The organism is Streptomyces sp. NPDC111520, from assembly GCF_055635295.1.
Genome location: NZ_JBVKBW010000005.1, coordinates 317182 through 343349 on the forward strand (window position 1 = coordinate 317182; position 26168 = coordinate 343349).

Genomic DNA, 26168 nt, shown 5'->3' on the forward strand with positions numbered 1-26168 from the left:
CCGGGGACCCTCCCGGCGGCGCGGGGGGAGGGACGTCCATGCTGCGCAGGTGTGCCCCGGCGCTCGCCGCCGTGCTGCCGGTGAGCGGCTGCGGCGGGTCCGCGCCCGTCCGTACGGCGGCCGCGGGATCACCGTCCGCGGTTGCCTCGGCGACCGCCGTGGACAGCTCCCCTCCGTCCCGGAGAGCAGCCCGCCGTCCCCGGCCGCCGCGGAGCCGTCCGGGACGGCGGTGACCGTGGACGCCACACCGGCCGCCGCCCCCTGGGACGGCGGCGATCCGCCCGGCGGCGCGACGGGAACGCCGGCGTCCGGCGGCGGACCGCGGACGACGAGCTGCGGCGCCCTGCCCGGCAGCGGCACCTTCACCGACCCGCTGCAGCTCGGCGTCGCCGACGGTCCCGTCGTCGCCGAGGGCTGCGCCCCGCTGACCGCGGGCGCGCCCTTCAACGCGCGGCACTTCTCGTTCACCCTGCCCGGGGCGCCCGGCCCGGACGCCCACACCGGGCCGTCCTTCACCATCACCCCGGACGCGCTCGGACCGGTGTACCCGGCCGTCGTGCTGCCGGGCGGCTGGGTCCTCAAGAACAGCCTGGGGTCCGGCTACTGGGCCGGCACCGAGCCCTGGTCCACCGGCCGGTATCAGCCGATTCCCGACCTGGCGCCGGGGACGTACATCCTGCGCCGGAGAAGCTGGACTCGCCCCTGCACTCGCTGACCACCCCGGCCTACGACGTGCCGGTCGACCCCGGGACCACGGCCTGACCCATCGGCCACATCCCCTGACGGTCCGTCAACCACCGTGCGGCACGCCGCCCCTGCGCCGGAGCCGCACGACCGGGCACACTGTACGGTATGCGGCATGTATACCGATATTCCCTTCATCCCGCGTCTCGCCGGAGTGCACCACGTGACGCTGCCCGTCAGCGATCCGGCCCGGTCGGAGGCGTGGTACGAGCGGGTCCTCGGGCACCACCGGATCGCGGAGTTCACGGAGGGCGGCGCCTTCGCCGGCGTCGCCATGGCCCACCCCGGCGGCGGACCCGTGCTGTGCCTGCGCCACGACCCCGCCCTCGCGGCCGCCTCCGCGGGCTTCGCGTGGTTCTCCCTCGGCGTCCCCGACCTCCCCGCCCTGGAGGCGCTGGCGGCCCGGCTGGACGCCCTCGGCGAGCCGCACGGCGCCGTCGTCCGCACCACCCGCGGCTGGCTGCTGCCGCAGTTGCGCGACCCGGACGGCCACGAGCTGCGCTTCGCCACCGTCGACGAGGGACCGCCGCCCTGCCGCGGGCAGGTGCTCCGCCTGGCCGGCGGCCGCGAGCCGGTGCTCCGGTCCCGCACCGCCTGAGCGACGCGGGCCGGACTGTCGGACCCCGCTGTTAACGTCCTGCCATGGACGCCTCGGAAGCCCTGCTCGCCCGCATCGAGAACGACCCGGTCGCGGCACAGCACCTCGCCTGGCCCGGTGACTTCGACATCACCCGCCGCGACCCGGTCGAGGACGTGCGCCTGCCCTCGGGCCTCGCGATGCGCCCGATAGCCGGCGACGGCGCCGGCGGCACGTTCTACCTGTGCGGGGAACCCGGTGACGCCGAGCGGCCCGTGGTGTACGCGGACTCCGAGGGGCAGGCGGCGCTGATCGGCGCGGACCTGGCGGAGGCGGTCGAGCTGATCGTGTCCTGCCCGATGTGGTGGCGGGACGTGGACTCAGGCCTCCCCCTGGAGGAACTGGAGGCCGAGGTGCGCGAGGACCACCCCGACCTGGACCGCCGACGCGAAGAGGTGGCCGCCGCCCTCGGCCTGACGCCCCCTCCGGTCGAGGAGGTCGTCGCCCGGCTGCTGGCGACCGCGGCCCGCACGGCGCCGGACTTCCTGCCGTACGTGGACGACGCCGACCACGGGGCGTACGAGCCGATGTTCGGGCCCTGAGCCGGGCCCGGCCCGGGCTCAGGCGGTGGTGAGACGGAAGCTCATCGCCCCGAAGGTGACCTGGTCGCCGGGGCGGACGGCGGCCGCGCCCATGACGCGGTGGCCGTTGACCCAGGTGCCGTTCATCGAGCCGAGGTCGCGCAGCACCCACAGACCGCCCTCGTGGCTGAGCTCCGCGTGGAAGCGCGAGGTCGAGGAGTGGCTGAGCCGGAAGGTGCACGACAGGTCCCGGCCGATCCGCACCGGGAAGGGCCCGGGGGCGGGCAGCAGCAGGGGCGGCAGCTGCTGGACGGCCCAGGCGAGCCGCATGCGGGCCCGGAAGGCCGAGGTCTTGGTGACGGCGCGGACGATCGAGCCGGTCAGCCGGGCCCAACGGCCCTGCTCCGGCGGCAGGTCGGCGATGAGGGCGGCCAACTCGTCGGCGTGGCGGGCCTTGAGGGCGAGTCCCATGCGGCGCACGAACGTGTCGTGGGAGAGCCGTCCGTCGACGGCGCCCTCGCGGAGCACCTCGATGGCACGCTCGCGTTCGGCGTCGGTGGGACGCGGCGGGTGCGTCGGGAACTCGTAGCTCACCTGCGTGATTGTCGGGCCGGGGAGGCCGGGGTGTCCAGAAGGTGCGGCCCTGGGGGCCGCGCTTAATTGCGTGGACGCCGCCGGGGCGGCCCGACTACGGTGGGCGCACGCCCTTGACCGAGGAAGGAGGCGGAAGCCATGTGCCTGTTCAGCGTTCCGCGCTCCCGCCCCGAGATCCGCAGGGCGTACTCCGTCTGACCGGGAGCGCACCACTCTCCCGTGAGGACTTCACCTTCATGACCGATCTGGTCTTCCGCCCGCTCGCCGCGGGCGAATCCCACCTGTTCCACTCCCTTGCCCTCGAGGACGACGGCCTGGTCGGCCGTTCCCTGCTGGGCCACACCTACGCCATGACCGACGAGGGCGGCGAGTACCGCCCCGACTGGACCTGGGTGGCCCTGCGCGACGGCACCGTGGTCGCCCGCGCGGCGTGGTGGGCGGCCCCCACCGACGACAAGCCCATCGCCCTGGACTGGTTCGACTTCACCGACGCCGACGCGGCCGTACGGCTGCTGCGCACGGCACCGCTGAAGGCCGAGTACGAACTGCTGGTACCGCCTGGCTGGCGGGACCGGCGCGAGGTGCGCGAGGCCGCCCAGACCCGCATCGACGCGGCGATCGTCTCCGGCATGGAAATGGTCGTCGAGCGCTACCGCTACACCTGGACGCCCGAGTGCGGGCTGCCGGAGCGCACCGGACGCCTGGAGTACCGGCCGGAGCCGGACGACGGCGTGATCCTGGACGTGCTGAGGCGCATCGGGGTCGGCAGCCTCGACGCGCACACCCGCCGCACGGTGCGGCTGCACGGCCCGGACGCGGCGGCCCGCGAGGAACTGGAGTTCCTCAACTGGCTCCAGTCGCCCCGCGAATGGTGGCGCCTGGCGTACACCCCGCAGGGCGACCTCGCCGGCATCCAGGTGCCGGGGCGCAATCCGGGCGCGTTCTGCGTCGGCTTCATCGGCGTCCTGCCGGAGCACCGCGGCCACGGCTACGCCTACGACCTGCTGGTCGAGTGCACGCACGACCTGGTCGGTCACGGCGCGGAGAAGATCGCCGCCGCCACCGACCAGACCAACGCGCCCATGGCGGCGCACTTCGCCAAGGCGGGTTATCCGGTCTCCCAGGAGCGCGTCAACCTGGTGTGACCCCCGGACGGCGGGCAGCATGGTGCCCATGCGCTTCGACGTGTGGGCACCGGACGCCGGTGAGGTGGAGGTACGGGTCGACGGCCGGGCTCACGACATGGAGCGCGACCCCGAACGCCAGGGCTGGTGGTACGCGGACGTGCCCGCCGGGCACGGTGCGCGCTACTCCTTCGCGCTGGACGGGGGCCCGCCGCGGCCCGACCCCCGCTCCCGCCGCCAGCCCGAAGGACCCGAGGGCCCGAGCGCGGTCGTCGACCACGGGCGGTTCGCCTGGACCCACGAGTGGGCGGGCCGCCCGCTGCCGGGCGCGGTCCTGTACGAGCTGCACGTCGGCACCTTCACCACCGCCGGCACCTTCGACGCGGCGGTCGAACACCTGCCGTACCTGGCCGGGTTGGGCATCACGCACATCGAACTGATGCCGCTCTGCCCGTTCCCCGGCACGCACGGCTGGGGGTACGAGGGGGTGTCGCTGTGGGCGGTGCACGAGCCCTACGGAGGCCCCGACGGGCTGAAGCGCTTCGTGGACGCCGCGCACGGGCAGGGCCTCGGGGTGGTGCTGGACGTCGTCCACAACCACCTCGGGCCCTCGGGCAACCACCTGCCTGCCTACGGCCCGTACTTCACCGACCGCCACCACACCCCGTGGGGCGACGCCGTCAACCTCGACGCCCCCGGCTCGGACGAGGTGCGCGCCTTCCTGGTCGGCAGCGCCCTGGCGTGGCTGCGCGACTACCGCCTCGACGGGCTGCGGCTCGACGCCGTCCACGCCCTCGTCGACACCCGTGCGGTGCACCTGCTCGAGGAGCTGTCCACCGCCGTCGACGCGCTGGCCGCGGCGGTGGGCCGGCCGCTCTTCCTGATCGCCGAGTCCGACCGCAACGACCCGCGCACCACCGACCCGCGCGAGGCGGGGGGCCTGGGCGTGCACGCCCAGTGGAACGACGACTTCCACCACGCCCTGCACGCCGCCGTCACCGGCGAGTCCCAGGCCTACTACGCGGACTTCGCCGTCGCCCCGGTGGCCGCCGTGGCCAAGGCGCTGCGCCGGGTCTTCTTCCACGACGGCACCCACTCGAGCTTCCGCGGCCGGGCCCACGGCCGCCCCGTGGACCTGACGGGCACCCCGGGCCACCGTTTCCTGGCGTACACCCAGACCCACGACCAGGTCGGCAACCGGGCCACCGGCGACCGCCTCGGCGCGAGCGTCCCTGCGGGGCTGCTCGCCGCGGCCGCCGCGCTCGTGCTCACCTCCCCGTACACGCCGATGCTCTTCATGGGCGAGGAGTGGGGGGCCCGCACGCCCTGGCAGTTCTTCACCGACCACGACGACCCCGAGCTCGCGGCCGCCATCACGCGCGGCCGCCGCCGCGAGTTCGCCGAGCACGGCTGGAAGGCCGAGGACATCCCCGACCCCCAGGACCCGGCGACCCGGCTGCGCTCCTGCCTGGACTGGTCCGAACCGGCCCGGGAGCCGCACGCGGAGCTGCTCGCCTGGTACCGGCGGCTGATCGCGCTGCGCCACGCCGAGCCCGAACTGACCGACCCGGCCCTGGACGCCGTCCACGTCACCGTGGGCGAGCACACCCTGCGGCTGGACCGCGGGCGCTTCCGGATCGCCGTCAACCTCTCCGGCGACGAGGCGCTGGTCCCCCTCCACCACCCGGGCCGCGCCGACCCGCCGGGGTACGTCCAGGTCGCCGCCTGGCGTCCCTGCCCTCCGCCCACCGCCACCGGGTGCCTCCACCTGCCCGGGCACTCGGTCGCCGTGCTCCGTGAGCGCTGATTACCCTGTCCGGGTGACGACCGACGAGGAACCCCGCGCGATCTGCGTCCACTGCGGCGAGCCGACCGAGCACCCCGACTCGCAGCCGGGTGCGACCCTCTGCCCGGTCTGCGCCTGGCACGAGGCCCAGCGCACCGCCTGCAGCGGCTGAGCCGCCGGGCGGCACCGGGTCAGTCCTCCAGCAGCTGCTTGCGGGCGGCCTCGACGTCGAAGGAGGCCGGCGGGCACACCGGGTCGATCAGGTCGAGGTGCTCCATCAGCAGCCGCCCGACGGCCCAGTTCCGGTACCACTTGCGGTCCGCGGGGACGACGTACCAGGGCGCGGCCTCCGTGGAGCAGCGGCCGAGCACGTCCTCGTACGCCTGCTGGAAGGAGCCCCACCTGGCCCGGTCCTCCAGGTCGGCGGGGCCGAACTTCCAGTGCTTGCAGGGGTTGTCCAGCCGGGCCAGCAGACGGGTGCGCTGCTCGTCGCGGCTGATGTGCAGGAAGACCTTGACGACGCTGACGCCGTCGTCGGCGAGCGAGGCCTCGAAGGAGTTGATGGTCTCGCAGCGCTCCTCCCACATCGAGCGCGGCGCCCCGCCGCGGACCCGGGGGACGAGGACGTCCTCGTAGTGGGAGCGGTCGAAGACGCCTATCCGCCCGGGGCCGGGCAGGGCCCGTTCGATGCGCCGGAGGAAGTGGTGCGCCTTCTCCTCCGCGGTCGGGGCCTTGAAGGCGGTGATGCGGCACCCCGCGGGGTCGAGCAGGCTCGCCAGGTGCCGCACCGAGCCGCCCTTGCCCGAGGTGTCCAGGCCCTGGAGGACGACCAGGACGGAACGCGGGTCGCCCGCCGTGCTCTGCGCGAAGAGCCGCTCCTGCAGCGCCGTGATCCGGTCCCTTGCGTACGGCACGCCCGCCAGGGCCTCGGCCTTGTGAGCGGGGCCGCCCGGCGTCGCGCGCGGGTCGACCGACCGCAGCCGCACGGGTCCTCCCGACGGGACGCGCAGCTTCGCGCGCAGCCCTGCCGTGCTGCCGGATCCGGACTTCGGGCTGTTCCTCGTCACCGCGCCTCCCTCCGTGACGACGGCCCGCGCGGGCGCCTGGGTGGTTGGTCCGATGGTGCGACGGATCAGCCGTGGCCGCCAGCGCGGCCCCAGGGGCCCGTGACGGCGAAGGTGGTCCCGGGGTTGTAGCAGTTCACGTACATGGTCCGGCCGTCCGGCGCGAAGGTGACGCCGGCGAACTCGCCCCATTCGGGGGCGTCGGCGGTGCCGATGTTCTGGCGGCCGCGCGCCATCGCGTACACCTCGCCGCGCCGGGAGACGCCGTAGACGTGCTGGGCGCCCTCGCCGTCCTCGCAGACCATCAGGCCGCCCTGCGGGGCGAGGGCGATGTTGTCCGGGGACTCGCCCGGCAGCTGTACGTCGGTCGCGGGCCCGAAGACCACGACGAGGGTCAGCCGCCGCCTGGCCGGGTCGTAGCGCCAGACCTGGCCGAAGTGGGTGGCCGCCGAGCCCTCGGCGGCACGCGCGAAGCTGGAGACGAAGTAGACGCTGGTGCCGCCCCAGTAGCAGCCCTCCAGCTTCTGGGCGTGCGTGATCCCGCGGGGACCGAAGTCCTGCTGCCGCAGCGGGGTCTGCTTCGCCAGGGGATCGGGCACGCGCGCCCATTCGATCCCGTCGAAGCAGGCACCGGTCTCCTGCACCGCCGACAGGTCGGGCACCCCCGGCACACGCATGGCCTCCAGGGTGCCGCCGGCCCGCAGGGAGCCGCGGCCGCCCAGGGGTTTGCGCGGGTGGAAGCGGTAGAACATGCCGAATGGCGCCTGGAAGGCGTCCTCCGTCTCGTACACGGTGCCGTCGCGGGGGTCGACGGCGACGGCCTCGTGCTGGAAGCGGCCCATGGCCGTCAGCGGCTCGGCGCCCGTGCTCCGGGGGTCGTGGGGGTCCACCTCGAAGATGAAGCCGTGGTCCTTGGCGTAGCCGCCGGTGCCGGCCTTGTCCTCGTTCTCCTCGCAGGTCAGCCAGGTACGCCACGGGGTCGGTCCGCCCGAGCAGTTCACTGCGGTGCCGGCGATGGCCACCCGTTCCGAGGTGACCGCGCCGCCCCGGTCGAGCGCGAGGACGGTGCAGCCGCCCTTGGCCGCGGGGTCGTAGACCAGCCCGTCGACCAGGGGGACGGGGGCGGTGGCGGTGGCGCGGTTCTCGTGGTTGCGGACGAGGCGCACCCCGTCTCCGCGGCGGGCGGGGAACGCGGCCATGCCGTCGAAGTTCCCGGGCACCGGTCCCTCGCCGGAGCTCAGCGCGTCGCCCTGGCGGGACAGCACGCGGTAGCGGAATCCGCGGGGAAGGTCGAGGAGGCCGTCGGGATCGGGCACGAGGGGGCCGTACCCCCCGGCTCCCGCGGCGAACGCCGTACCGGCGAACACCTCCGGGACGCTTCCGGAGAAGGCGATTCCGGCGCCCAACGCGCTGGTCCTGGCGATGATCTGACGTCTGGTCACGGACATGGGTCACTCTCCCTGCTGGCGGACAGGCGATTGACCCGAGTGTGTCTAGCACGGCTCCGGACGCGGGGGAACACGGCGTCTCGGCCCCCGGCCGCCCGGTCAGGGGGCTGCGCGGTCCCCCGGGGCGCGGCCGGGGCCGCGGTTCAGGAACCGTGCGGGGCGGCGAGGCGTCCGGCGTCGCGGGCGAGGGCGGTGAGGCGGGAGATCGCCCGGAAGTACTTCTTGCGGTAGCCGCCGGCGAGCATCTCCTCGCCGAAGATGCGGTCGAAGGGCTCGCCGGAGGCCATCACGGGGACCTCGCGGTCGTAGAGCCGGTCGGCCAGGACGACCAGGCGCAGCGCGGTGGCCTGGTCCTCCACCGGGCGGACGCCACGCAGGAAGACCCCCTCGACGCCGTCGCAGAGCGCGCCGTAGCGGCTGGGGTGGACCCGGGCGAGGTGCGCCAGGAGGGCGCCGAAGTCGTCCAGGGAGGCGCCGGGGGTGCGTCCCGCGGCGGCGGTGACCTCGTCGTCGCCGTACGGTGCCGGGGCCTCGGGGAGGCCGCGGTGGCGGAAGTCCTCGCCGTCGATGCGCAACGAACGGAAGCGGGCGGACAGGCCCTGGATCTCGCGCATGAAGTCGGCGGCCGCGAACCGGCCCTCGCCGAGCTTCCCGGGCAGGGTGTTGGAGGTCGCGGCCAGCTTCACCCCGGCGTCGGCGAGTTTGCCCAGCAGCGTGGAGACCAGCACGGTGTCGCCGGGGTCGTCGAGTTCGAATTCGTCGATGCAGACCAGCCGGTGCCCGCTGAGCGCCTGCACGGCCTGCTGGAAGCCGAGGGCGCCGACGAGGTTGGTCAGCTCCACGAAGGTGCCGAAGGCCTTCTGCTCGCGCGGCGCGGGCGTGGCGTGCCACAGCGAGGCGAGCAGATGGGTCTTGCCCACGCCGTAGCCGCCGTCGAGGTAGACCCCGCCGGGGCCGGCCGGGGCGGCTGCCGCGGCCCGGCGCCGGAACCAGCGCTTGCGTCCGCCGCCCTCGGGGGCGGCCAGCCCCTCCGCGAAGGCCCGCAGCGTGGCGACGGCCTCGGACTGGCTCGGCTGCTCGGGGTCCGGGAGGTAGTTGTCGAACCGGACGGAGTCGAAGCGTGGCGGGGGCACCATCTCCGCCACCAGCCGGTCCACGGGGACACGCGGCTCGCGTCCGCTCAGCGACACGGGCGGCGTCCCGCCGGGTATCGGGCTGGATTCTTGCGCGGCGGCGAAGGACGAGGACACAGCACTCCAGCCTAGTGCCTCGCCGGAGGTCCCCTCGCCGCCGTGTGGGCGACACCACTGCGCGGGGGGCGTGGAAGACTGCAGCCATGCGCCGCCTCTTCCCCGCCCCCGCACCCGCCGAGACCCTGGACGGCCCGGAGGCGCTGGCGGACGCCTACGCGTACCCGGAGTCCGCCGGTGACGCGCCCTGGCTGCGGGCGAACATGGTGTCCTCGCTCGACGGCGCGGCCCGGCACGACGGCCGCTCCCAGCCGCTGTCCTCCGACGCCGACATGCGGGTCTTCGGGGTGCTGCGGGCCCTGGCCGACGTCGTCGTCGTCGGCGCGGAGACCGTGCGGCAGGAGGGCTACCGCCCGGCGAGGGCCCGGGAGGCCTTCGCGGAGCGCCGCGCCGCGGCGGGGCAGGGCCCGGCCGCCACGATCGCCGTGGTCAGCGCCCGGCTCGACCTGGACTTCTCGCTGCCCCTGTTCACCGAGCCACTGGTGCCGACCCTGCTGCTGACCGGCGAGGAGGCCCCGGCCGACCGGGTCGCGGCGGCCGAGAAGGCCGGGGCGCGGGTCGTCCGGGCCGGCCGGGGCACGGGCGTGGAGCCGGCGCGCGTGGTGCGCGAGCTGGCCGCCCTCGGGCTGCGCCGGATGGTGACGGAGGGCGGACCGCGGCTGCTCGCCCAGTTCGCCGCGGCAGGGGTGGTCGACGAGCTGTGCCTGACGGTCGCGCCGCTGCTGACCGCCGGCGACGCCATGCGCATCATGAACGGCCCCGGCATCGCCGACCCCGTCCGTTACGCCCCGCTGTCGATCCTGGAGGAGGACGGCTTCCTGTTCACCCGCTACGTACGCGGCTGACCGCCCCGGCACGACCGGGACCGGCCGCCGCCGCCCCGCGCCACCGGCCTCACCCGGATGGCGCCGACCGCCCGCCCGTGGACGTCCGCGTGCCGCGGCGCGGGAACAGATGACCCCGCGTGCCCCGCGCCCCGACGGGGCAGGATGGTTTCCGTGGCTGGCCCGACGGCCCGCGAGAGAGAAGGACGCGTCCGTGTTCACGACCGTACTCATGATCGAGCAGCCGCTCGTCCCCGCCGACGTGGAACTGGTCACCACGCTCCATGGTGACGAGCCCGTCTCCTTCGTCGTCCTCATGCAGCCCCGCGGCGACCAGGACCGGCTGCTGCGGGCCATCGACGACGTCGCGCTGGGTGAACTGGACAAGGCCGTCCACGAGCGGGACCGCCCGGAGGGCGACCAGGCGCTGCTGCCGGCCGAGCGGGCGCTGAACCACAGCCTGACCGCGCTGCGCGAGGCGGGCTGCGAGGCGGTGGGCGAGGTGGTCGAACGGCACCCGATCGAGCTGATGCGGTCGGTGGTCGAGCAGACCCACGCCGACGAGGTGATCGTCCTGACCGCCCCGCACCTGGTGGAGGAGTTCTTCCACCGCGACTGGACGTCCCGGGCCCGGCACAGGGTCGGCGTACCGGTGCTGAAGCTCTTCGCCCACAACGCGGAGGACTGAGCGGACGCCGTGTCCCCGACTGGTGGAAGAATCGGGGACGGCCGACAACCGACCCCGTGAGTTCCAGGGAGCACCGCGCATGAGCCCCACCCTTCCCCCCGGCATGGACCGACCGCACTTCATCGGGATCGGCGGGGCCGGGATGTCGGGCATCGCGAAGATCCTGACCCAGCGCGGCGCGGCCGTCGCGGGCAGCGACGCGAAGGACTCGGAGACGGCGGAGGCGCTGCGCGAGCTGGGCGCGACCGTCCACATCGGTCACTCCGCGGCCCACCTCGCTCCGGAGGCGACCTGCGTGGTCGTCTCCAGCGCCATCCGGGACGACAACCCGGAGCTGGCCGCGGCCCGTGGCCGCGGCATCCCGGTGGTGCACCGCTCGGACGCGCTGGCGGCGCTGATGGGGGGCTCGCGCCCGATCGCGGTGGCCGGCACGCACGGCAAGACCACCACCACTTCCATGCTCGCGGTGAGCCTGTCCGCACTGGGCCTGGACCCGTCGTACGCCATCGGCGGCGACCTGGACGCGCCCGGCTCCAACGCCCACCACGGCACCGGTGAGATCTTCGTGGCGGAGGCGGACGAGAGCGACCGCAGCTTCCAGAAGTACGACCCCGAGGTCGCGATCGTGCTGAACGTGGAGCTCGACCACCACGCGAACTACGCGTCGGTGGAGGAGGTCCACGAGTCGTTCGAGGTCTTCGTCGGCAAGATCGTGCCGGGCGGCACCCTGGTCGTCGGCGAGCACTCCGGGGCGCGGGAGCTGGCCGCCCGGGTGGCGGGCCGCGACGGACTGGACGTCGTGCGCGTCGGCGAGGACGAGGAGGCCGACGTGCGGATCCTGCGGGTCACCCCGCACGGCATGGCCGGCGACGTCACCGTCCGCCTCGGCGGCGAGGAGCACACCTTCACCGTCTCCGTGCCCGGCCGCCACTACGCCCACAACGCGGTCGCGGCCCTCGCCGCCGGCGTCGCGCTGGGCGTCCCGGTGGAGGGCCTGGCCAAGGCGCTCGGCACGTACACCGGGGTGAAGCGCCGGCTGCAGCTGAAGGGCACCGCCGGGGGCGTGCAGGTCATCGACTCCTACGCGCACCACCCCACCGAGATGACCGCCGACCTGCAGGCCCTGCGGGAGGCGGCGGGCGATCGGCGCATCGTCGTGGTCTTCCAGCCGCACCTGTTCAGCCGCACCCAGGAGCTGGGCCTGGAGATGGGCCAGGCCCTGGCGCTGGCCGACGCCTCCGTGGTGCTGGACATCTACCCGGCCCGCGAGGACCCCATCCCGGGCGTCACCAGCGGTCTGATCGTCGACGCGGCCGCCGCCGCGGGCGCCGACGTCGCCGCGGAGCACGACAAGGACGCGGTCCCCGAGGTCGTCGCCGGAATGGCCGGGCCCGGTGACCTTGTTCTCACCATGGGCGCGGGAGACGTGACCGATCTCGGTCCGCGCATCCTCGCCCGCCTGGAGAACTGAGGAGAGGGAGACCATGGCGTACGAAGTCGACAAGTCCGAGGAGCAGTGGCGTGAGGAGCTGACGCCGCAGGAGTACGCGGTCCTGCGCCAGGCGGGCACGGAGCGTCCCTTCGTGGGTGAGTACACCGACACCAAGACCCAGGGCGTCTACTCCTGCCGGGCCTGCGGCGCCGAACTGTTCACCTCGGACACCAAGTTCGAGTCGCACTGCGGCTGGCCGTCCTTCTTCGACCCGAAGGACAGCAAGGCCGTCGAGCTGATCCAGGACCGCTCGATGGGCATGGTCCGCACCGAGGTCCGCTGCTCCCGCTGCGGCTCGCACCTGGGCCACGTCTTCGAGGGCGAGGGCTACGACACCCCGACGGACCAGCGCTACTGCATCAACTCGATCTCCCTGCGACTGGCCCCCGTGGGGGACTGATCACGAAATCCGACGGCTAGGCCCCCCGCGTGGGGCTCACGCGCTCCACGGGGCGCGTCCGTCGACTCCCCGCCCACCGGGTGGCAACGTGACCGGGCATGGAACACCACGTACGGGCCAGATTGCTGCTGGCCAGCGCCACCATGCTCTTCGTCGAACTGGCGCTGATCCGGTGGGCGGGCGCGAACGTCGTCCATCTGAGCTACTTCTCCAACTTCATCCTGCTCGGCTCGTTCCTGGGGATCGGGCTGGGCTTCCTGATCGCCGCGGAACGCGGTCAGTGGCTCAAGCGGTGGGCGCCGCTGCCGCTGGCCGTACTCGTCGTGCTGGTGCGGGAGTTCCCCGTCCAGGTACGGCAGAGCAGCGGCGACATCATCTACTTCACCGCCGTGAGGACCACCGGCCTGCCGCAGTGGGTGACGCTGCCGGTGCTCTTCCTGCTGGTGGCCCTCGCCATGACGGCGATCGGGAAGATCACCGCCGACCTGTTCCGGCAACTGCCCTCGCTGGAGGCGTACCGCTGGGACCTGCTCGGCTCGTTGACCGGTTCGGTGGCCTTCGCGGGGCTGTCGTGGCTGCGCGCGCCCTCCCTGGTGTGGGGACTGATCGCCGCGGCGGCGCTGCTGGTGCTCGGCGGCCGGCGCAACGTCCTGCGCTACGCGCTGCCGCTGGCGGCGATGGTGATGACGCTGCTCTTCGAGTCGCTGGCGCCGGGGGTGTCGTGGTCGCCGTACTACAAGATCGAGCTGACCCGCCCCGAGCCGGGCACCAGTTCACGGACGTACAAGATCGCAGCGAACGGCGTGCCGCACCAGAGCATCGCGCCGCTGAAGGTGCTGCAGCAGCCCAACTCGCCGTACGAGCAGGCCTACCGGGAGACCCCGGACAACCCGCACCGCAAGGTGCTAGTGATCGGGGCGGGCAACGGCAACGACGTCGCCGTGGCGCTCGCCAACGGGGCGCAGCACGTGGACGCCGTCGAGATCGACCCGCGGCTGCAGGAGATCGGGGCGAAGCTGCACCCCGCGAAGCCGTACGAGAACCCGCGGGTGCACGTCCACATCAACGACGGGCGGGCCTTCCTGGAGCGGACGGACACGCGGTACGACCTGATCGTGCTCGCTCTGCCGGACTCGCTGACGCTGGTGTCGGGGGCGAGCAACCTGCGGCTGGAGAGCTACCTCTTCACCAAGCAGGCTTTTGAGTCCGCGCGCGACCACCTCGCGCCCGGCGGCGCGTTCGCCATGTACAACTACTACCGGCAGCAGTGGCTGATCGACCGTTTCGCCGGGAGCCTGGACCAGGTCTTCGGCCACGCGCCGTGCATGACGGAGTACAGCAAGCGCGCCGCGGTCCTGGTGGCCGGGCTGACGCCGGCGGACCAGACCTGCGGGACGGTCTGGCGGGCCTCCGGAGCGGTGCCGCCGCCCGCGGACGACGACCACCCCTTCCCGTACCTCCTCAACCGCACCGTGCCGAGCCTGTACCTCGGCGCGCTCGGCCTGATCCTGCTGGTCACCGTGATCTCGGTGCGGCTGGCCGGGGTGCGGCTGCGCGGGACGCTGCGCTACACGGACATGTTCCTGATGGGCGCGGCCTTCATGCTGCTGGAGACGAAGAACGTCATCGGCTTCGCGCTGTATTTCGGCACCACCTGGCTGGTGAACGCGCTGGTCTTCATCGGGGTGCTGCTGGCGGTGCTGGCCGCCGTCGAGGTGCGGCGCCGGATGCGCCGGCTCAACCAGACGGCGCTGCAGGTCCTGCTCTTCGTCACGCTCGCCGTCGGCTGGCTCGTCCCCGCGCAGGCCGTGCTGTCGCTGCCCTTCGCGGCGCGGCTGGCGGCGGCCGTCGCCCTCGCCTTCGCGCCGATCTTCTGCGCCAACCTGATCTTCTCCGACCGCCTCGCGCAGGCGCCGGACCCGACCTCCGCCTTCGGCGCCAACCTCCTGGGCGCGCTGACCGGCGGCACCCTGGAGTACCTGGCGCTGCTCACCGGCTACCGGGCGCTGCTGATCCTGGTGGCGGTGCTGTACGCCGGGGCCTGCGTCGCGATGCGGCTGTACGGCGGCGGTGGCCCGGGGGACGGCGCGGACGGCACGGAAAAGGGCGGGCAGGACGTGACCCGCGCCCGGAAACCGGCTGGTGCGCGAGGGGCCCGCCGCAGCACCATGACGGGATGCTGAACGTCCTCCTGCCCTTCATCGGTGCGTGCACCCTGGTCGCCGCGGCTCCCGGGCCGAGCACGGTGCTGATCATCAGGCACTCCCTGCGCAGCCGCCGTGCCGGCTTCGCGACCGTCCTCGGCAACGAGACCGGTGTGTTCGTCTGGGGCCTGTGCGCCGCCGCCGGGCTCACCGCGCTCCTCGCGGCCTCGCAGCTCGCCTACGACGTCGTACGGATCGTCGGCGCCGCCGTCCTGATCTGGTTCGGCGTCCAGGCGCTGCGTGCCGCCCGCCGCGGCCCGGACCCCGAACGGGCCGCGGCGGACGAGGATGCGACGGTGACCCCGTGGGCGGCCTACCGCGCGGGGCTGGGGATGAACCTGGCCAACCCCAAGGCGGCGGTCTTCGCGATGTCGTTCCTGCCGCAGTTCGTGCCGGCCGGCGCGCCCCAGCTGCCCACCATGGCCGGGCTCGCGGCGCTGTGGGCGGTCTACGAGGTCGGCTACTACGGGGCGTACGTCTGGTTCGTCGACCGTCTGCGGTCGGTGTTCAGCCGCGCCGCGGTGCGCCGCCGCCTGGAGGCGGTGTCCGGCGGTGTGCTCGTGGCGCTCGGCATCCGGATGGCGCTGGAGGGCTGAACCCGCCCCGCCGGGCCGTCCCGGCCCTCATCCGCGGCGGGCGCTGAGCACCGCCCCGAGCCAGGTGGTGCCCGCGGCGGCGAGCGCCGCCGGCAGGAGCGGCAACAGCGGGAACGGGACGGCGCCGGTGCGCGAACCGCTGACGAGCCCGGTGACCGCCGCGTTGGCGGGCGATCCGGCCGCCACGAGGACCAGGACCGCGGTGAGCGCCGTGACGGGCACGGCCCATCCGGGGCGGAGCAGCACCGGGGGGTTGGTGAGGGCGCCGACGGCGGTGCCGAGCAGCGCCGTGACCAGGGCGGCGAGGAGACCCGCCACGGCCGCCGGGACGACCGGGACGGCTTTGAGGTGGTCCGTGGTGTGCGGGTCGGCGATCGCGGCCACCACCGCGGTGCCCGCGCAGCTCAGCACCACGGAGCACAGCAGCGCCGCCAGGACGCCCGCCGTGTGGGCCCGTCCCGGACCGGTGGCGGCCGCCACGCAGGCGCGGGCGGCCGGCGGCTCGACGGTGACGCTGACCCGCACCAGCCAGGCCGCGGCCGGGAGCAGGGCGGCGGCGCTCCAGCCGAGGGAGTCCAGCAGCGGCTGCGGTCCGCCGGCGAGTCCGATCCCCATGACGGCGACGTAGAGCAGCAGCGGGGGCAGCCAGCGGAAGGACCGCAGCAGCAGCGCGGTCCGGTAGTGCAGCGTCGCGGTCATGAGGTCTCCGTGGGCGGCCGCGCGGGCGGCTCGGCGGCCGGCCGGGCAGGACGGACCGCGCGGATGTGCCAGGGCGGGGCGGCGGCCAGCAGCAGCCGCAGGACGGCGTCGGACTCCGCGGCCGGGACGGTCACCCGCAGCGTGCCGGGCGCGGCGGGCTCTCGGGCGAGGCCGGCCGGCGGCTCCCCGCCACCGGTGGCCTCGATGACGACCCGCGGCCCGGCGGCGGCCTCCAGGGGCACCGGCACGAGCCGGGCCCCCGCCACGCGGTGGGCCGCCGTGGTGTCGGCGGCCAGCCGGCGCGGGTCGTGGTCGACGAAGACGACGGTGCCGCCGGCGGCGCACCGGGCGCGTACGGCGTCGTCCAGGACGGCGCGCGCCTCCCGGTCGAGCCCGGTCCACGCCTCGTCGAGGACGAGGAGTTCCGGCTCGGCCACCAGCGCCTGGGCGACGGCCACCTTCTGGCAGGTGCCCTTGGACAGCTCGGCGAGCGGGGTCCGGGCGTGGCCGGCGATGCCGAAGCACTCCAGCCACTGCGCGGCCCGCCGGGCGGCGGTGCGGCCGCCGAGCCCGTGCACCCGCCCGAGGTGCACGAGGTAGCCGTACGCGTCGAAGGGCAGCGCCGGCGGGAACCGTTCGGGCACGTACGCGGTGCGCGGGCGCCCGCTGACCCGGCCCGTGGTGGGGCGGTCGATGCCGGCGAGGATGCGCAGGACCGTGGACTTGCCGCTGCCGTTCGCGCCCTCGACGCGCAGCACCTGCCCCGCGGGCACGTCGAGGTCGACGCCGCGCAGCACCCAGGGTCCGCGGGCGCCGTAACGGCGGCCGACCGCCTCCAGGCGCACGTCAGTTGGACGGCTGGTGGGGCTGGGACTCGCTCGGCCGGACGATGACGAAGCCCTCCCCCTGCAGCATCAGCTGCACGGCCTCGCCCGACCCGCCGCGCAGCATCGAGCCGAAGCTCTGCGAGCGGTGCAGGGAGGTCTGCAACTGGGCGCTCCAGCCCACGACGGCGTCGGTGTCGACGTACACCGGGGCCTGCGGGGTGACCGGGATGACGATCGGGTTGCCCTCGCACATGACGCCGAGGCGGCCGTGCCCGGTGAAGACGCTGTTGAACAGGCCGCCGCCGGTCATGCCCGCGCCCTTCACGACCTTTATCTCGTAGGAGAGGGTCGAGTCGAAGACCAGCACGTTGCGGCCGTTGATGGTGAGGCTGTCGCCGGGGTCGATGTCGATGACGAAGCAGTTGGCGGCCTCGTGCGCGAACCAGGCCTCGCCCTGGCCGCGGACCGCCATCAGCGGCAGGCCCTCGCCGGTGAAGGCCCGCTTGAGGAACTTGCCGACGCCCTGGCCCTTCACCTCGAACTGCAGGTTGCCGCGGAAGGCGATCATCGAGCCCTGGCGGGCCAGGCACTCGCCGTTGACCGCGTACTTGATCGACTTGGCGTTCTGGAGGGTCATGCCGGGCTCGGTGGCCGGCTGCGCCGTGTTCTCGGTCGCGAAGAGGTCGCTGTGCACCCCGGCATCCTGGCCCGGAGGGATCGGCTCCGACAAGCTCTTCCGCGGGCTGGTGGCAGACTGTCGAGGTGACAACCGATCCTCGTGACGCCGCTCCCCAGTTCGTGCTCCCCCTGGTCGTCCGCATCGAGCGGGACGCCCCGCCGTCGCGTACCGACGCGCTGGAGACGGCCGCCCGTGCCGTGCTCCGGCTGCGCTCCGACGAGCGCAGCACCGCCGTGGACGGGGAGTGGGCCGAGGCGGTACGGGGCTGGGAGGACGCCCGCATCCGCAAGGTCGTGCGGCGGGCGCGCGGCGCCGAGTGGCGGCGGGCCGAGGCGCTGCCCGGCATCACGGTCACCGGCAAGTCCGCCGAGGTGCGGGTCTTCCCGCCGGTGCCGCTGGACGGCTGGCCCAAGGACCTGGCGCGGCTGCAGGTGTCCGGGACGGAGCTGGAGGAGCCGGAGCCGCCTACGGCGCCGGACGCCGGCCTCCCGGTGCTCTGGCTCAACCCGGGGGTGCCGATGTCGGCGGGCAAGGCCATGGCGCAGGCCGGCCACGGCGCCCAGCTGGCCTGGCTGGCGCTGTCCCCCGAGGGGCGTGCGCAGTGGCGCGACGCCGGTTTCCCGCTGGCGGTGCGCACGGCGCCGCAGGCCCGCTGGGAGGCGCTCACCGCGTCCGGGCTGCCCGTGGTGCGGGACGCGGGGTTCACCGAGATCGCCCCGGGGTCGTGCACCGTCGTGGCGGACCATCCCGCGCTGCGCCACTGAGGCCGCGCCCGCGGAGCCTGCGGCCGCAAGCTCAAATCAAGCTCTGAAACCCGCCCCACGGGGTTCGCGGGCCTCCCGCCGGGCCACAAACCCGGCAGGAGGAAGGGGGGCGCATGGAGCACTCGTATCTGGGCACGGGCATCGGCTGGCGGCCGGAGATCGCGGCGGCGGTCGAGGCGCTCGCGGAGGCCGGGCGCGTCGACTGGGTCGAAGCGGTCGCGGAGAACGTCTGCCCCGGGCACCTGCCCGACTCACTGCTGCGGCTGCGCGAGCGCGGTGTCACGGTCGTCCCGCACGGTGTCTCGCTCGGCCTCGGGGGCGCCGAGCGGCCCGCCGCGGAACGGCTGGCCGCGCTCGCGCAGCGCGCGCAGGCGCTGGGCGCCCCCCTGGTCACCGAGCACATCGCCTACGTCCGCGGGGGCGGGGAGCTCACCGGCTCGGCCCGCCTGGAAGCGGGGCACCTGCTGCCCGTGCCGCGGACCAGGGACGCGCTGGACGTCCTGTGCGAGAACGTGCGCGTCGCGCAGGACGCGCTGCCGGTTCCGCTCGCGCTGGAGAACATCGCGGCGCTCATGGCCTGGCCGGACGAGGAGATGAGCGAGGGGGCGTTCCTCGCGGAGCTCGTCGAGCGGACCGGGGTGCGGCTGCTGGTCGACGTCGCCAACCTGCACACCAACCACGTCAACCGCGGTGAGGACCCCCTCGCGGCGCTCGACGCGCTGCCGGTGCACGCGATCGCCTACGTCCACGTGGCGGGCGGCGTCGAGAAGGACGGCGTGTGGCACGACAGCCACGCGCACCCCGTGCCCGGGGCGGTCCTGGACGTGCTGGCGGCGCTGTACGAACGGGCCTGCCCGCCCGGGGTGCTGCTGGAGCGCGACGACGACTTCCCCGCGGACGAGGAGCTGGCCCGCGAACTGGCCGCGATAGGGCGTGTGGTGGACGCCGGCACGGGCGGGCGCCCGGACGTGCCCGCGACCCCGCCCGCTCCGCCCTCCGTGCCCGCCGGGGTCGCCGCGGCGTCGGGGGCGGCCCGGCAGCGCCTCGCGCTGCGGCAGACCGCGCTGCTGTCGGCGCTCGTGGCCGGGACACCGGTGCCGGAGGGCTTCGACCGGACCCGGATCGGCGTGCAGGGCCGCGCCCTCGCCGCCAAGCGCGCCGGGATCGTCGCCAAGGTGGCGCCGGAGCTGCCGGAGATCCTGGGGGCCGCGTACCGGCCGGCGTTCCTGCGCTACGCCGCCGCGCGGCCGCTCACGGGCGGGTACCGCCGCGACGCCCTGGACTTCGCCGCGCACGTCCTCGACGGCGCCGGCGGCGCGCACGAACCCGCGGTCGTCCGGCAGTTGGCCGCGTGGTGGCGGGAGCGGTCGGGGCCGGCGCCGCTGCGGGCCCGGCGGCCGCGGCTGCGCGGAAGGGTTTTCCCTTCGCCGCGACAGCCCTCACACGTATTCATACGTATGCGGGACAGGCTCCGTTCAAAGCTGCCATAATCTTTTTCCAAGAGGCCTCCGACCTGCGAAGAGAATGGCGGCGGGGCCCATCGGGCACGAAAAGACAACAACGTATCAAGGCGCGGGCCCCGATTCCTGGAATTCGCGAATACGTGACCGTTCCTCGCCTTGGACGCTTCAAACGCACTAACGTGCGGTCCCATGCGATCCACCCGTTACGCCACCGGACTCAGCCTCGTGGTCGGGGCTCTCGTGGTCACCCTCGCCGCACTGGCCTACCCCGTCATGTCAGGGCTGAACAGCCCCGCCGTGACCGCGGCCGGCGCCCAGACCGTGTCCACGCAGTACGGTCCGCTCACGCAGCTGGACCGCACCTTCGTCACCAAGGTCCGACTGGCCGGCCTGTGGGAGTTCCCCGCCGGGCAGATGGGCCTGCAGAAGGGGACGACGCCCGCGGTCAAGCGCGCGGGGCAGCACCTGATCGACGGGCACACCAGCCTCGACGCCACGTGCCGCACGATCGCTCCCCAATTGGGCATCACCCTGCCCAACCAGCCCACACAGCAGCAAATGGGCTTTCTGGCCACGATGTCCGCGGCGAGTGGACAGGATTTCGACCAGAAGTTCGCGAACATCCTGAGGCTCGCCCACGGCCAGGTCTTCTCCGTCGTCGCCCAGGTACGCGCCACCACCCGCAATTCGCTGGTGCGCGAACTGGCCGACCAGGCGAACGCGACGGTGCTCGACCACATCACCGTTCTGGAGAAGACCGGGATGGTCAACTTCGACCAGGTCGCCGTGGACACCACCGCCAGCCCCACCAACCCCGCGGCGGCGGTGCCGGTCTCGCCGGGTCCCGGTGAGCCGACCTTCATCGTCACCCCGTCCCCCACGTACTCACTTCCCCCAGCGGCTTCGTCCCCCCAGCCGTCGCAGTAGAAATGAGCGATCCCATGCCCACACGACAACACATGAACCACCGGCGCAGGTTGAGCACCAAGCAACTCGTGCTGATAGCCGTGCTGGCACTGCTCGGCTCCGGCGGCACCTTCGCCCTGGTCACCGGATCGGCCTCGGCCCACTGGCGGTCCAACTCCGGCCACTCGGGCGGCTGGCAGAGCCCGAGCCCGGGGAACAGCACCAAGGCGGACAACGGGGGCCAGAACAACGGCGGGCAGAACAACGGCGACCAGAGCGGCTCCCCGGCGCCCTCGGCCCCGGCCTCTGCGTCCGCGCCGGCCGGCGGCGGCACGCAGACCAACGGCCCCGCCCCCGAGGACTTCGCCGACATCCGCTCCGTCAAGCCCAACGTCCAGCGGGCGGCGAACCAGCGCGGCGCATCGCGCGGCACCTTCACGGCCCGCTGCGGTCGCAACGAGAACAAGCACCACAACCCCGACAACTTCATCGTGGCCCCCGGCGTCGCCAACGGCGCGCACCACGTGCACGACTACGTCGGCAACCTGAGCACCGACGGCTTCTCGACCAACGAGTCCCTGGCCGCGGCCGGCACCACCTGTGCCCGCGGGGACAAGTCGACGTACTTCTGGCCGGTGCTGCGCACCCGCTCCGCCAACGACGCGCCGGACGCCGACGGCAACACCGGCACCATCCTGCAGGCGACCTCGGTGCAGCTGGTCTTCGGCGGCAGCCCGACGTCCAAGGTGGTGGCGATGCCGTCCACGATGCGGATCATCATGGGCGACGCGAAGTCCTTCACCAACGGCGTCGCCAACGCCAAGGCGTCGTGGAGCTGCACCGGCTTCGAGAACCGCCAGCTCACCGACAAGTACCCGCTGTGCCCGCAGGGCAGCCGCGTGGTCCGCACCCTGAACTTCCCCAACTGCTGGGACGGGACCAACGCCGACAGCGCCAACCACCGCACGCACGTCGTCTTCCCCGACGGCGCGGGACGGTGCCAGGCCGGCTTCAAGGCCGTGCCCCAGCTGAAGATGCGGCTCACCTACAAGGTCCCGCAGGGTCCGAACTTCGCGCTCGACAGCTTCCCCGAGCAGTTGCACAAGCCGGTCACGGACCACGCGGACTTCGCCAACTTCATGCCGACGCGCCTGATGAACCAGGTCGTCAGCTGCGTCAACGGCAACCGCAACTGCGGCTGACGCGGTAGCCCGCGCGACCCCCGCCGGCTCCGGTCCGCCCGCCCCCGTTCCGGGAAACCACGGGCGGACCCCCGCGGGGGTCGGCTACAACTCCCCCATGTGGATGCTCTTCCTCCTCGTGGCCTGGGCCGCGGCGATCGCCTCCTGCACACGCCTGTGCAGGGCGGCGGTCGCCGCGGCCGATCTGCCTGATGCGACCGCCGCACCGGCCGCCGACCACGCCCTCGGGCTCTACGAGATGGCCTTCCTGGCCGGCGGTCCGCGCCGGGTGACCGAGCTGACGATGGTCACGATGGGCCGCGAGCGCCGCCTGCTGCTCGCCGGGACGGGCTGGGCGACGGTCGTCGACCCCGACGGGCGGGACGCCATCGAGCGCTCCCTGATCGCCGCCACGGGCCCCGGGGGCCAGGCCCCCGTCCCCGCGATACGCGCGGCCCACGCCGGCTCCGACGGGGTCCGCGCACTGGCGCGGCGCCTCACCGACGCCGGGCTCGCGGTGCCCGCGGCGACCCGGGAGTCGATCTCCACCGGCATCCGTGAGGTCCGCGCGGCTTCCGCCCTCATCCTGGTGATGCTCGTCGCCGCGACGACCCTGAGCCCCGCCGGCCGGACCCTGCTGCCGTGGTTCGCCCTCCCCCTGCTGGCCACCCTCGGCTGCCTGGCCGTCGCGCGCCTGGAGATCCACCCCTACACCCGCTGGGCCGCCCCTGCGGGCCGGGAGCTGCTGCGTGCCGTCGACGTCCCCCGCGGCCCGGCCCCCGACGACCGCCGGCAGCTCCTCGCCGTCCGGGGCCCCTCCGCCCTCCCCGACCCCGCACTCCGCGCGGCCCTGAGCTGACGCGCCGCGCGGGGGCAGGGCCTCAGGCCAGACCCGACACCAGGTCCGCCACCGACTTGCGGCGCCCGGTGTAGAACGGCACCTCCTCACGGACGTGCATCCGCGCCTCGGACGCCCGCAGATGACGCATCAGGTCCACGATGCGGTGCAGCTCGTCCGCCTCGAACGCCAGGATCCACTCGTAGTCCCCCAGCGAGAACGACGCCACCGTGTTCGCCCGCACGTCCGGGTAGCCCCGCGCCATCTTGCCGTGGTCGGCGAGCATGCGGCGGCGGTCCTCGTCGGGGAGGAGGTACCAGTCGTAGGAGCGGACGAAGGGGTAGACGGAGACGTAGTCGTGGGCCGTCTCGTCGGCGAGGAAGGCGGGGATGTGGCTCTTGTTGAACTCCGCCGGGCGGTGCAGGGCCATGTTCGACCAGACGGGCTCCAGGTGGCGCCCCAGCATGGTGCGGCGGAAGCGGTTGTACGCGTCCTGGAGGGCGTCGGAGGTCTCCGAGTGCCACCAGATCATGACGTCCGCGTCGGCGCGCAGACCGGACAGGTCGTAGGTGCCGCGGACCGTGACGTCCTTCTCGGCGAGCTGCGCGAAGAGCTCCTCCACCTCCTCCGCGTAGCGGGTGCGGTCGTCGGGGAGGACGTCGCGCAGCCGGAACACCGACCAGAGAGTGTAGCGGATGACCTCGTTGAGGTCCTTGGCCTTTTTGCCGGCGTTGGGGGCCTTGGCGGGGGCGGCGGAAGCAGTGGAGTCGGTCATGGGGCTATTGTCCCGCGTCCGGTTCCGCGGCCCGCCGCAGGGTGCCCAGCACCTGCGTGGCCGCGCCTCGCGCGCTCGCGACGCAGGCCGGGATGCCCACGCCCTCGTAGACGGCGCCGCACACCTCGAGGCCGGGCAGCTTCGCGACGTGCTCGCGCAGCCGCGCGACCCGCGCCAGGTGGCCGACCGGGTACTGCGGCAGGCCGCCGTCCCAGCGGGTGACGCGGGCGGCCACGGGGGCCGCGGTGAGCCCGACGGCCTCGCCGAGGTCCTCGCGGGAGAGACGGACGAGGTCGGTGTCGTCCCAGGCGAGGTCGGCCTCCTGGCCGTGCCGGCCGATCGAGGTGCGCAGCACGTAGACGTCGGAGTCGGCGGCGCCGCTCCAGTGCCACTTCTGGCTGGAGAACGTGGACGCCTTGATCGTCCGCCCGTCGACCGGCGGGACGAGGAAGCCGCTGCCGGGCAGCGCGTGGGCGATCTCGCGCCGCCGGAAGGCCATCGTGACCAGGGCGACGCTCGCGTACTCCACCGCCGACAGCTCCGCGGCGGCGCCCGGCGACTCGGCGGCCAGCAGCGCGGACGCGGCGGGGGCGGGCACGGCGAGCACGACCGCGTCCGCGGCCAGCGTCTCGCGGGTGCCGTCATGGTCGAAGGCGACCTCCCAGCCGTCGGGGGTACGGCGCAGCGTGCGGACCGGGGCGTCGGTCTCGATGCGGGCCCCGGCGGCGCGGCAGGCCTCGGCGACGGCGACCGGGAGCCGCCCGACGCCTCCCCGGACGCCGGCGAAGACCGGGCCGTCCTGCCGCGCGGCGGCGGCCTTGCGCTGGCTCTCGCGGACCGCCTCGATCAGGGACCGGCCGCCGCGCGCGCCCTCGTAGAGCTGCGGGATGGCGGCGCGCAGCGAGATCTCGTAGGCGTTGCCCGCGTACACCCCGCCGAGCAGCGGTTCGACGAGCCGGTCGACGACCTCGTGCCCCAGCCGGGCCGCGACGAAGGCGCCCACCGCCACGTCCTCGCCGACCTTGGTGCGGGGCAGGACGTGGTCGAGCGGCAGCCGCGCGAGGCCGGCCGCCGACAGCACGCCGGAGGCGGCGAGCGAGCCGAGGTCACCGGGGACGCCCATGACGCCGCCCTTGGGCATGGGGCGCAGCCGGCCGCGGGTCCACAGGCCCGCGGTCGTCGTGGCGGGCGACTCCAGGTCGTCGCCGAGGCCGACCGCGCGGGCCAGGTCGACCGCCTCGGGGCGGCGCGCCAGGATCGACTCGGCGCCCAGGTCGACCGGGACGCCCGCGATCTCGTCCGCGTACAGCTTGCCGCCCAGGCGGCCGGAGGACTCCAGCACGGTCACCCGTGCCGCCCCGCCCTCCAGCAGGAAATGCGCCGCGGCGAGTCCGGAGACCCCGCCGCCCACGACCACCACATGCCCGGCCCGGGGCTGCGTATTGCTCATGCCTCCACTGTCTCAGACGCCGGAACGAGCCCTAACCGTGACCTCTTCGGGATCACGGACCCGAAACCCGCCCCGTGCCCCTCACGTCGAATCGGCAACAGACGCAACGGACCCGGGGGGATGCCCTGTGAGCACGTCAACCACCGCAGCCCGCAGACCACTTGCCGCGGCCTTGGGCGCCCTGGCGCTGGCCGCCGCCCTCATGCTCACCGGCTGCGGCAGCGGCGGCGGCACCGAGAGCAGCGCCGACACCGCGGACGGCAAGGCCGGTGCCGCCGCCCCCGGTCTGGCCGAGCGGCCCGACGCGGGCACGGCACCCGCCGACGCGGGCGGCGACACGGAGAACGCCACCGGCAAGAGCTCCGGCGGCAGGTCCGGCACCGGAACCGGGGCGGGGAGGACCCCGACCCTGGCGCAGTCCTACATCGTGCGCACGGCGGCGCTGACGGTCGAGGCCAGGAACGTCCCCGGAGCCGTGGCCAAGGCGCGCACGCTGGTGGAGGCCGCGGGCGGCTACGTCGGCAACGAGAGCACCAGCCTGGACGAGGACGGCCTGGAGTACTCCACCATCACCCTCCGCGTGCCCCCGGAGGGCTACGACCGGGTGCTCCAGGACCTCTCCGGGCTGGGCACCCTGCGCAACCGCAAGGTGGACGCCCAGGACGTCACCGGCGAGGTGGTGGACGTGGAGAGCCGGCTCAAGACGCAGCGGGCGAGCGTGGCGCGGGTGCGGGAGCTGATGGACCGGGCGACCAGGCTCAGCGACGTCGTCGCCCTGGAGGGCGAACTCAGCTCCCGCCAGGCCGACCTGGAGGCGCTGGAGGCCCAGCAGGCCTCGCTGAAGGCGCGGACGGGGATGGCGACGATCACCCTGGAGGTGCAGGAGCCGGCCGCCGAGGAGGCACCGGAGAAGGACGACGGCTTCTGGGCCACGGTGGGCGACGCCCTCGGCAGCGGCTGGCACGCCTTCTACGTGACCCTGCGGACCCTGCTCGTCGTCCTGGCCGTGGTGGCGCCGTTCGCCGCGCTGGTCCTCCTCGGCTGCCTGGGCTTCCGGCTGCTGCGCCGGGTGCTGCCCGCCCGGCGCACCGTCGCCGCGCCCCCGGAGCCGGTGCGGGTGCCCGCGCCGGTGGGGGCGGGCGACGGCGAGGCCCAGCCGCGGGAGTAGCGGGCGCACCGGCGACCCCGAGCCGTGCGGCGCGGGGTCACCGGTG

27 protein-coding genes are annotated in these 26168 nt (G+C 74.2%); 18 read left to right on the forward strand and 9 right to left on the reverse strand.

Annotated elements, in window-relative coordinates; genetic code table 11:
* The first annotated feature begins 49 nt into the window (after window positions 1-49).
* From ACZ7MY_RS13735 to ACZ7MY_RS13745, 3 genes are all read left to right on the forward strand, one after another.
* Entirely contained in the window at window positions 50-715 is a 666-nt protein-coding gene (locus ACZ7MY_RS13735; protein WP_499601674.1) for a hypothetical protein, read from the forward strand.
* Window positions 716-859: 144 nt separating this feature from the next.
* Window positions 860-1342 carry a VOC family protein gene (locus ACZ7MY_RS13740; RefSeq protein WP_499601675.1) on the forward strand — a complete coding sequence of 161 codons (483 nt, stop codon included), beginning with the start codon at window positions 860-862 and terminating at the stop codon, window positions 1340-1342.
* 44 nt (window positions 1343-1386) lie between these two features.
* Window positions 1387-1923 (forward strand): hypothetical protein, encoded by a 537-nt coding sequence (locus tag ACZ7MY_RS13745; RefSeq protein WP_499601676.1) that lies wholly within the window; start codon window positions 1387-1389, stop codon window positions 1921-1923.
* An 18-nt stretch (window positions 1924-1941) separates the two neighbouring features.
* Here ACZ7MY_RS13745 and ACZ7MY_RS13750 read toward each other — a convergent pair whose 3' ends face one another.
* The gene (locus ACZ7MY_RS13750) at window positions 1942-2496 is read right to left on the reverse strand and encodes an FHA domain-containing protein (protein WP_499601678.1); all 555 of its coding nucleotides are present in this window, start codon (window positions 2494-2496) and stop codon (window positions 1942-1944) included.
* A gap of 236 nt (window positions 2497-2732) precedes the next feature.
* Here ACZ7MY_RS13750 and ACZ7MY_RS13755 point away from each other — a divergent pair, with 236 nt between their 5' ends.
* The 3 genes from ACZ7MY_RS13755 to ACZ7MY_RS13765 are packed head-to-tail and all read left to right on the forward strand — an operon-like array spanning window position 2733 to window position 5578.
* Window positions 2733-3641, forward strand: a complete 909-nt coding sequence (locus ACZ7MY_RS13755; protein ID WP_499601679.1) for a GNAT family N-acetyltransferase — start codon at window positions 2733-2735, stop codon at window positions 3639-3641.
* Between the two features lie 28 nt (window positions 3642-3669).
* Window positions 3670-5427, forward strand: a complete 1758-nt coding sequence (gene treZ / locus ACZ7MY_RS13760) for a malto-oligosyltrehalose trehalohydrolase (RefSeq protein ID WP_499601681.1) — start codon at window positions 3670-3672, stop codon at window positions 5425-5427.
* Between the two features lie 13 nt (window positions 5428-5440).
* Window positions 5441-5578, forward strand: a complete 138-nt coding sequence (locus ACZ7MY_RS13765) for a hypothetical protein (RefSeq protein ID WP_499602017.1) — start codon at window positions 5441-5443, stop codon at window positions 5576-5578.
* A 19-nt stretch (window positions 5579-5597) separates the two neighbouring features.
* On the opposite strand, the gene ACZ7MY_RS13770 is transcribed toward ACZ7MY_RS13765, so the two are convergent.
* The 3 genes from ACZ7MY_RS13770 to zapE form a co-directional block, all read right to left on the reverse strand.
* On the reverse strand, window positions 5598-6473 hold the full coding sequence (locus ACZ7MY_RS13770; RefSeq protein WP_499601683.1) for a PPK2 family polyphosphate kinase: 876 nt from the start codon (window positions 6471-6473) through the stop codon (window positions 5598-5600).
* Window positions 6474-6538: 65 nt separating this feature from the next.
* Window positions 6539-7918: an alkaline phosphatase PhoX gene (locus ACZ7MY_RS13775; protein WP_499601684.1), complete on the reverse strand. Its 1380-nt coding sequence runs from the start codon at window positions 7916-7918 to the stop codon at window positions 6539-6541.
* 143 nt (window positions 7919-8061) lie between these two features.
* Entirely contained in the window at window positions 8062-9108 is a 1047-nt protein-coding gene (gene zapE, locus ACZ7MY_RS13780; protein ID WP_499601685.1) for a cell division protein ZapE, read from the reverse strand.
* 146 nt (window positions 9109-9254) lie between these two features.
* Here zapE and ACZ7MY_RS13785 point away from each other — a divergent pair, with 146 nt between their 5' ends.
* The 6 genes from ACZ7MY_RS13785 (at window position 9255) to ACZ7MY_RS13810 (ending at window position 15372) form a co-directional block, all read left to right on the forward strand.
* Window positions 9255-10013: a pyrimidine reductase family protein gene (locus tag ACZ7MY_RS13785; RefSeq protein WP_499601686.1), complete on the forward strand. Its 759-nt coding sequence runs from the start codon at window positions 9255-9257 to the stop codon at window positions 10011-10013.
* A gap of 193 nt (window positions 10014-10206) precedes the next feature.
* Entirely contained in the window at window positions 10207-10680 is a 474-nt protein-coding gene (locus ACZ7MY_RS13790; protein WP_499601687.1) for an indole-3-glycerol phosphate synthase, read from the forward strand.
* A 79-nt stretch (window positions 10681-10759) separates the two neighbouring features.
* Window positions 10760-12151, forward strand: coding sequence for a UDP-N-acetylmuramate--L-alanine ligase (gene murC, locus ACZ7MY_RS13795; RefSeq protein ID WP_499601689.1), 1392 nt, complete (start codon window positions 10760-10762; stop codon window positions 12149-12151).
* A gap of 13 nt (window positions 12152-12164) precedes the next feature.
* Complete coding sequence (gene msrB, locus ACZ7MY_RS13800; RefSeq protein WP_499601690.1) at window positions 12165-12572, forward strand: peptide-methionine (R)-S-oxide reductase MsrB; 408 nt, start codon at window positions 12165-12167, stop codon at window positions 12570-12572.
* Window positions 12573-12670: 98 nt separating this feature from the next.
* Complete coding sequence (locus ACZ7MY_RS13805; RefSeq protein WP_499601691.1) at window positions 12671-14755, forward strand: spermine/spermidine synthase domain-containing protein; 2085 nt, start codon at window positions 12671-12673, stop codon at window positions 14753-14755.
* Window positions 14749-15372 (forward strand): LysE family translocator, encoded by a 624-nt coding sequence (locus ACZ7MY_RS13810; protein ID WP_499601693.1) that lies wholly within the window; start codon window positions 14749-14751, stop codon window positions 15370-15372. Before ACZ7MY_RS13805 ends, ACZ7MY_RS13810 begins: the two co-directional genes overlap by 7 nt.
* Before the next feature lie 27 nt (window positions 15373-15399).
* On the opposite strand, the gene ACZ7MY_RS13815 is transcribed toward ACZ7MY_RS13810, so the two are convergent.
* Genes ACZ7MY_RS13815 through ACZ7MY_RS13825 form a run of 3 tightly spaced genes read right to left on the reverse strand, consistent with a single transcriptional unit; the run spans window position 15400 to window position 17592 of the window.
* Window positions 15400-16071 (reverse strand): ABC transporter, encoded by a 672-nt coding sequence (locus ACZ7MY_RS13815; protein ID WP_499601694.1) that lies wholly within the window; start codon window positions 16069-16071, stop codon window positions 15400-15402.
* Window positions 16068-16916, reverse strand: coding sequence for an ABC transporter ATP-binding protein (locus ACZ7MY_RS13820; protein ID WP_499601695.1), 849 nt, complete (start codon window positions 16914-16916; stop codon window positions 16068-16070). The genes ACZ7MY_RS13815 and ACZ7MY_RS13820 overlap by 4 nt, the downstream gene beginning before the upstream one ends.
* A gap of 1 nt (window position 16917) precedes the next feature.
* Complete coding sequence (locus ACZ7MY_RS13825) at window positions 16918-17592, reverse strand: AIM24 family protein (RefSeq protein ID WP_499601696.1); 675 nt, start codon at window positions 17590-17592, stop codon at window positions 16918-16920.
* A 68-nt stretch (window positions 17593-17660) separates the two neighbouring features.
* Between ACZ7MY_RS13825 and ACZ7MY_RS13830 the strand changes: the two genes are divergently transcribed.
* From ACZ7MY_RS13830 to ACZ7MY_RS13850, 5 genes are all read left to right on the forward strand, one after another.
* Window positions 17661-18341, forward strand: a complete 681-nt coding sequence (locus tag ACZ7MY_RS13830) for a peptidyl-tRNA hydrolase (protein WP_499601698.1) — start codon at window positions 17661-17663, stop codon at window positions 18339-18341.
* A gap of 113 nt (window positions 18342-18454) precedes the next feature.
* Entirely contained in the window at window positions 18455-19831 is a 1377-nt protein-coding gene (locus ACZ7MY_RS13835; RefSeq protein WP_499601699.1) for an MbnB/TglH/ChrH family RiPP precursor modification enzyme, read from the forward strand.
* 162 nt (window positions 19832-19993) lie between these two features.
* Window positions 19994-20731 carry a DUF4142 domain-containing protein gene (locus ACZ7MY_RS13840; protein WP_499601701.1) on the forward strand — a complete coding sequence of 246 codons (738 nt, stop codon included), beginning with the start codon at window positions 19994-19996 and terminating at the stop codon, window positions 20729-20731.
* A gap of 14 nt (window positions 20732-20745) precedes the next feature.
* A complete protein-coding gene (locus ACZ7MY_RS13845; RefSeq protein ID WP_499601702.1) occupies window positions 20746-21912 on the forward strand; it encodes a DUF1996 domain-containing protein in 1167 nt (388 codons plus the stop codon).
* A gap of 97 nt (window positions 21913-22009) precedes the next feature.
* Window positions 22010-22750 carry a TIGR04222 domain-containing membrane protein gene (locus tag ACZ7MY_RS13850; protein WP_499601704.1) on the forward strand — a complete coding sequence of 247 codons (741 nt, stop codon included), beginning with the start codon at window positions 22010-22012 and terminating at the stop codon, window positions 22748-22750.
* Between the two features lie 22 nt (window positions 22751-22772).
* Here the strand turns inward: ACZ7MY_RS13850 and hemQ are convergent, their stop codons facing one another.
* Together hemQ and hemG are read right to left on the reverse strand one after the other, a co-directional pair.
* Window positions 22773-23504 carry a hydrogen peroxide-dependent heme synthase gene (hemQ, locus tag ACZ7MY_RS13855; RefSeq protein ID WP_499601705.1) on the reverse strand — a complete coding sequence of 244 codons (732 nt, stop codon included), beginning with the start codon at window positions 23502-23504 and terminating at the stop codon, window positions 22773-22775.
* Between the two features lie 4 nt (window positions 23505-23508).
* On the reverse strand, window positions 23509-24954 hold the full coding sequence (hemG, locus tag ACZ7MY_RS13860; protein ID WP_499601707.1) for a protoporphyrinogen oxidase: 1446 nt from the start codon (window positions 24952-24954) through the stop codon (window positions 23509-23511).
* A gap of 127 nt (window positions 24955-25081) precedes the next feature.
* On the opposite strand from hemG, the gene ACZ7MY_RS13865 reads away from it, so the two are divergent.
* Window positions 25082-26122 carry a DUF4349 domain-containing protein gene (locus tag ACZ7MY_RS13865; RefSeq protein WP_499601708.1) on the forward strand — a complete coding sequence of 347 codons (1041 nt, stop codon included), beginning with the start codon at window positions 25082-25084 and terminating at the stop codon, window positions 26120-26122.
* Window positions 26123-26168: the final 46 nt, after the last annotated feature.

Excerpts from the sequence above, each read along its gene's own strand:
- ACZ7MY_RS13805 (WP_499601691.1), top strand. The coding sequence starts at position 12,671 with ATGGAACACCACGTACGGGCCAGATTGCTGCTGGCCAGCGCCACCATG.
- ACZ7MY_RS13810 (WP_499601693.1), top strand. The coding sequence starts at position 14,749 with ATGCTGAACGTCCTCCTGCCCTTCATCGGTGCGTGCACCCTGGTCGCC.
- ACZ7MY_RS13785 (WP_499601686.1), top strand. The coding sequence starts at position 9,255 with ATGCGCCGCCTCTTCCCCGCCCCCGCACCCGCCGAGACCCTGGACGGC.
- ACZ7MY_RS13845 (WP_499601702.1), top strand. The coding sequence starts at position 20,746 with ATGCCCACACGACAACACATGAACCACCGGCGCAGGTTGAGCACCAAG.
- ACZ7MY_RS13815 (WP_499601694.1), bottom strand. The coding sequence starts at position 16,071 with ATGACCGCGACGCTGCACTACCGGACCGCGCTGCTGCTGCGGTCCTTC.
- ACZ7MY_RS13740 (WP_499601675.1), top strand. The coding sequence starts at position 860 with ATGTATACCGATATTCCCTTCATCCCGCGTCTCGCCGGAGTGCACCAC.
- treZ (WP_499601681.1), top strand. The coding sequence starts at position 3,670 with ATGCGCTTCGACGTGTGGGCACCGGACGCCGGTGAGGTGGAGGTACGG.
- ACZ7MY_RS13850 (WP_499601704.1), top strand. The coding sequence starts at position 22,010 with ATGTGGATGCTCTTCCTCCTCGTGGCCTGGGCCGCGGCGATCGCCTCC.
- murC (WP_499601689.1), top strand. The coding sequence starts at position 10,760 with ATGAGCCCCACCCTTCCCCCCGGCATGGACCGACCGCACTTCATCGGG.
- ACZ7MY_RS13745 (WP_499601676.1), top strand. The coding sequence starts at position 1,387 with ATGGACGCCTCGGAAGCCCTGCTCGCCCGCATCGAGAACGACCCGGTC.
- hemG (WP_499601707.1), bottom strand. The coding sequence starts at position 24,954 with ATGAGCAATACGCAGCCCCGGGCCGGGCATGTGGTGGTCGTGGGCGGC.
- ACZ7MY_RS13840 (WP_499601701.1), top strand. The coding sequence starts at position 19,994 with ATGCGATCCACCCGTTACGCCACCGGACTCAGCCTCGTGGTCGGGGCT.
- ACZ7MY_RS13755 (WP_499601679.1), top strand. The coding sequence starts at position 2,733 with ATGACCGATCTGGTCTTCCGCCCGCTCGCCGCGGGCGAATCCCACCTG.
- hemQ (WP_499601705.1), bottom strand. The coding sequence starts at position 23,504 with ATGACCGACTCCACTGCTTCCGCCGCCCCCGCCAAGGCCCCCAACGCC.
- ACZ7MY_RS13775 (WP_499601684.1), bottom strand. The coding sequence starts at position 7,918 with ATGTCCGTGACCAGACGTCAGATCATCGCCAGGACCAGCGCGTTGGGC.
- ACZ7MY_RS13835 (WP_499601699.1), top strand. The coding sequence starts at position 18,455 with ATGGAGCACTCGTATCTGGGCACGGGCATCGGCTGGCGGCCGGAGATC.
- msrB (WP_499601690.1), top strand. The coding sequence starts at position 12,165 with ATGGCGTACGAAGTCGACAAGTCCGAGGAGCAGTGGCGTGAGGAGCTG.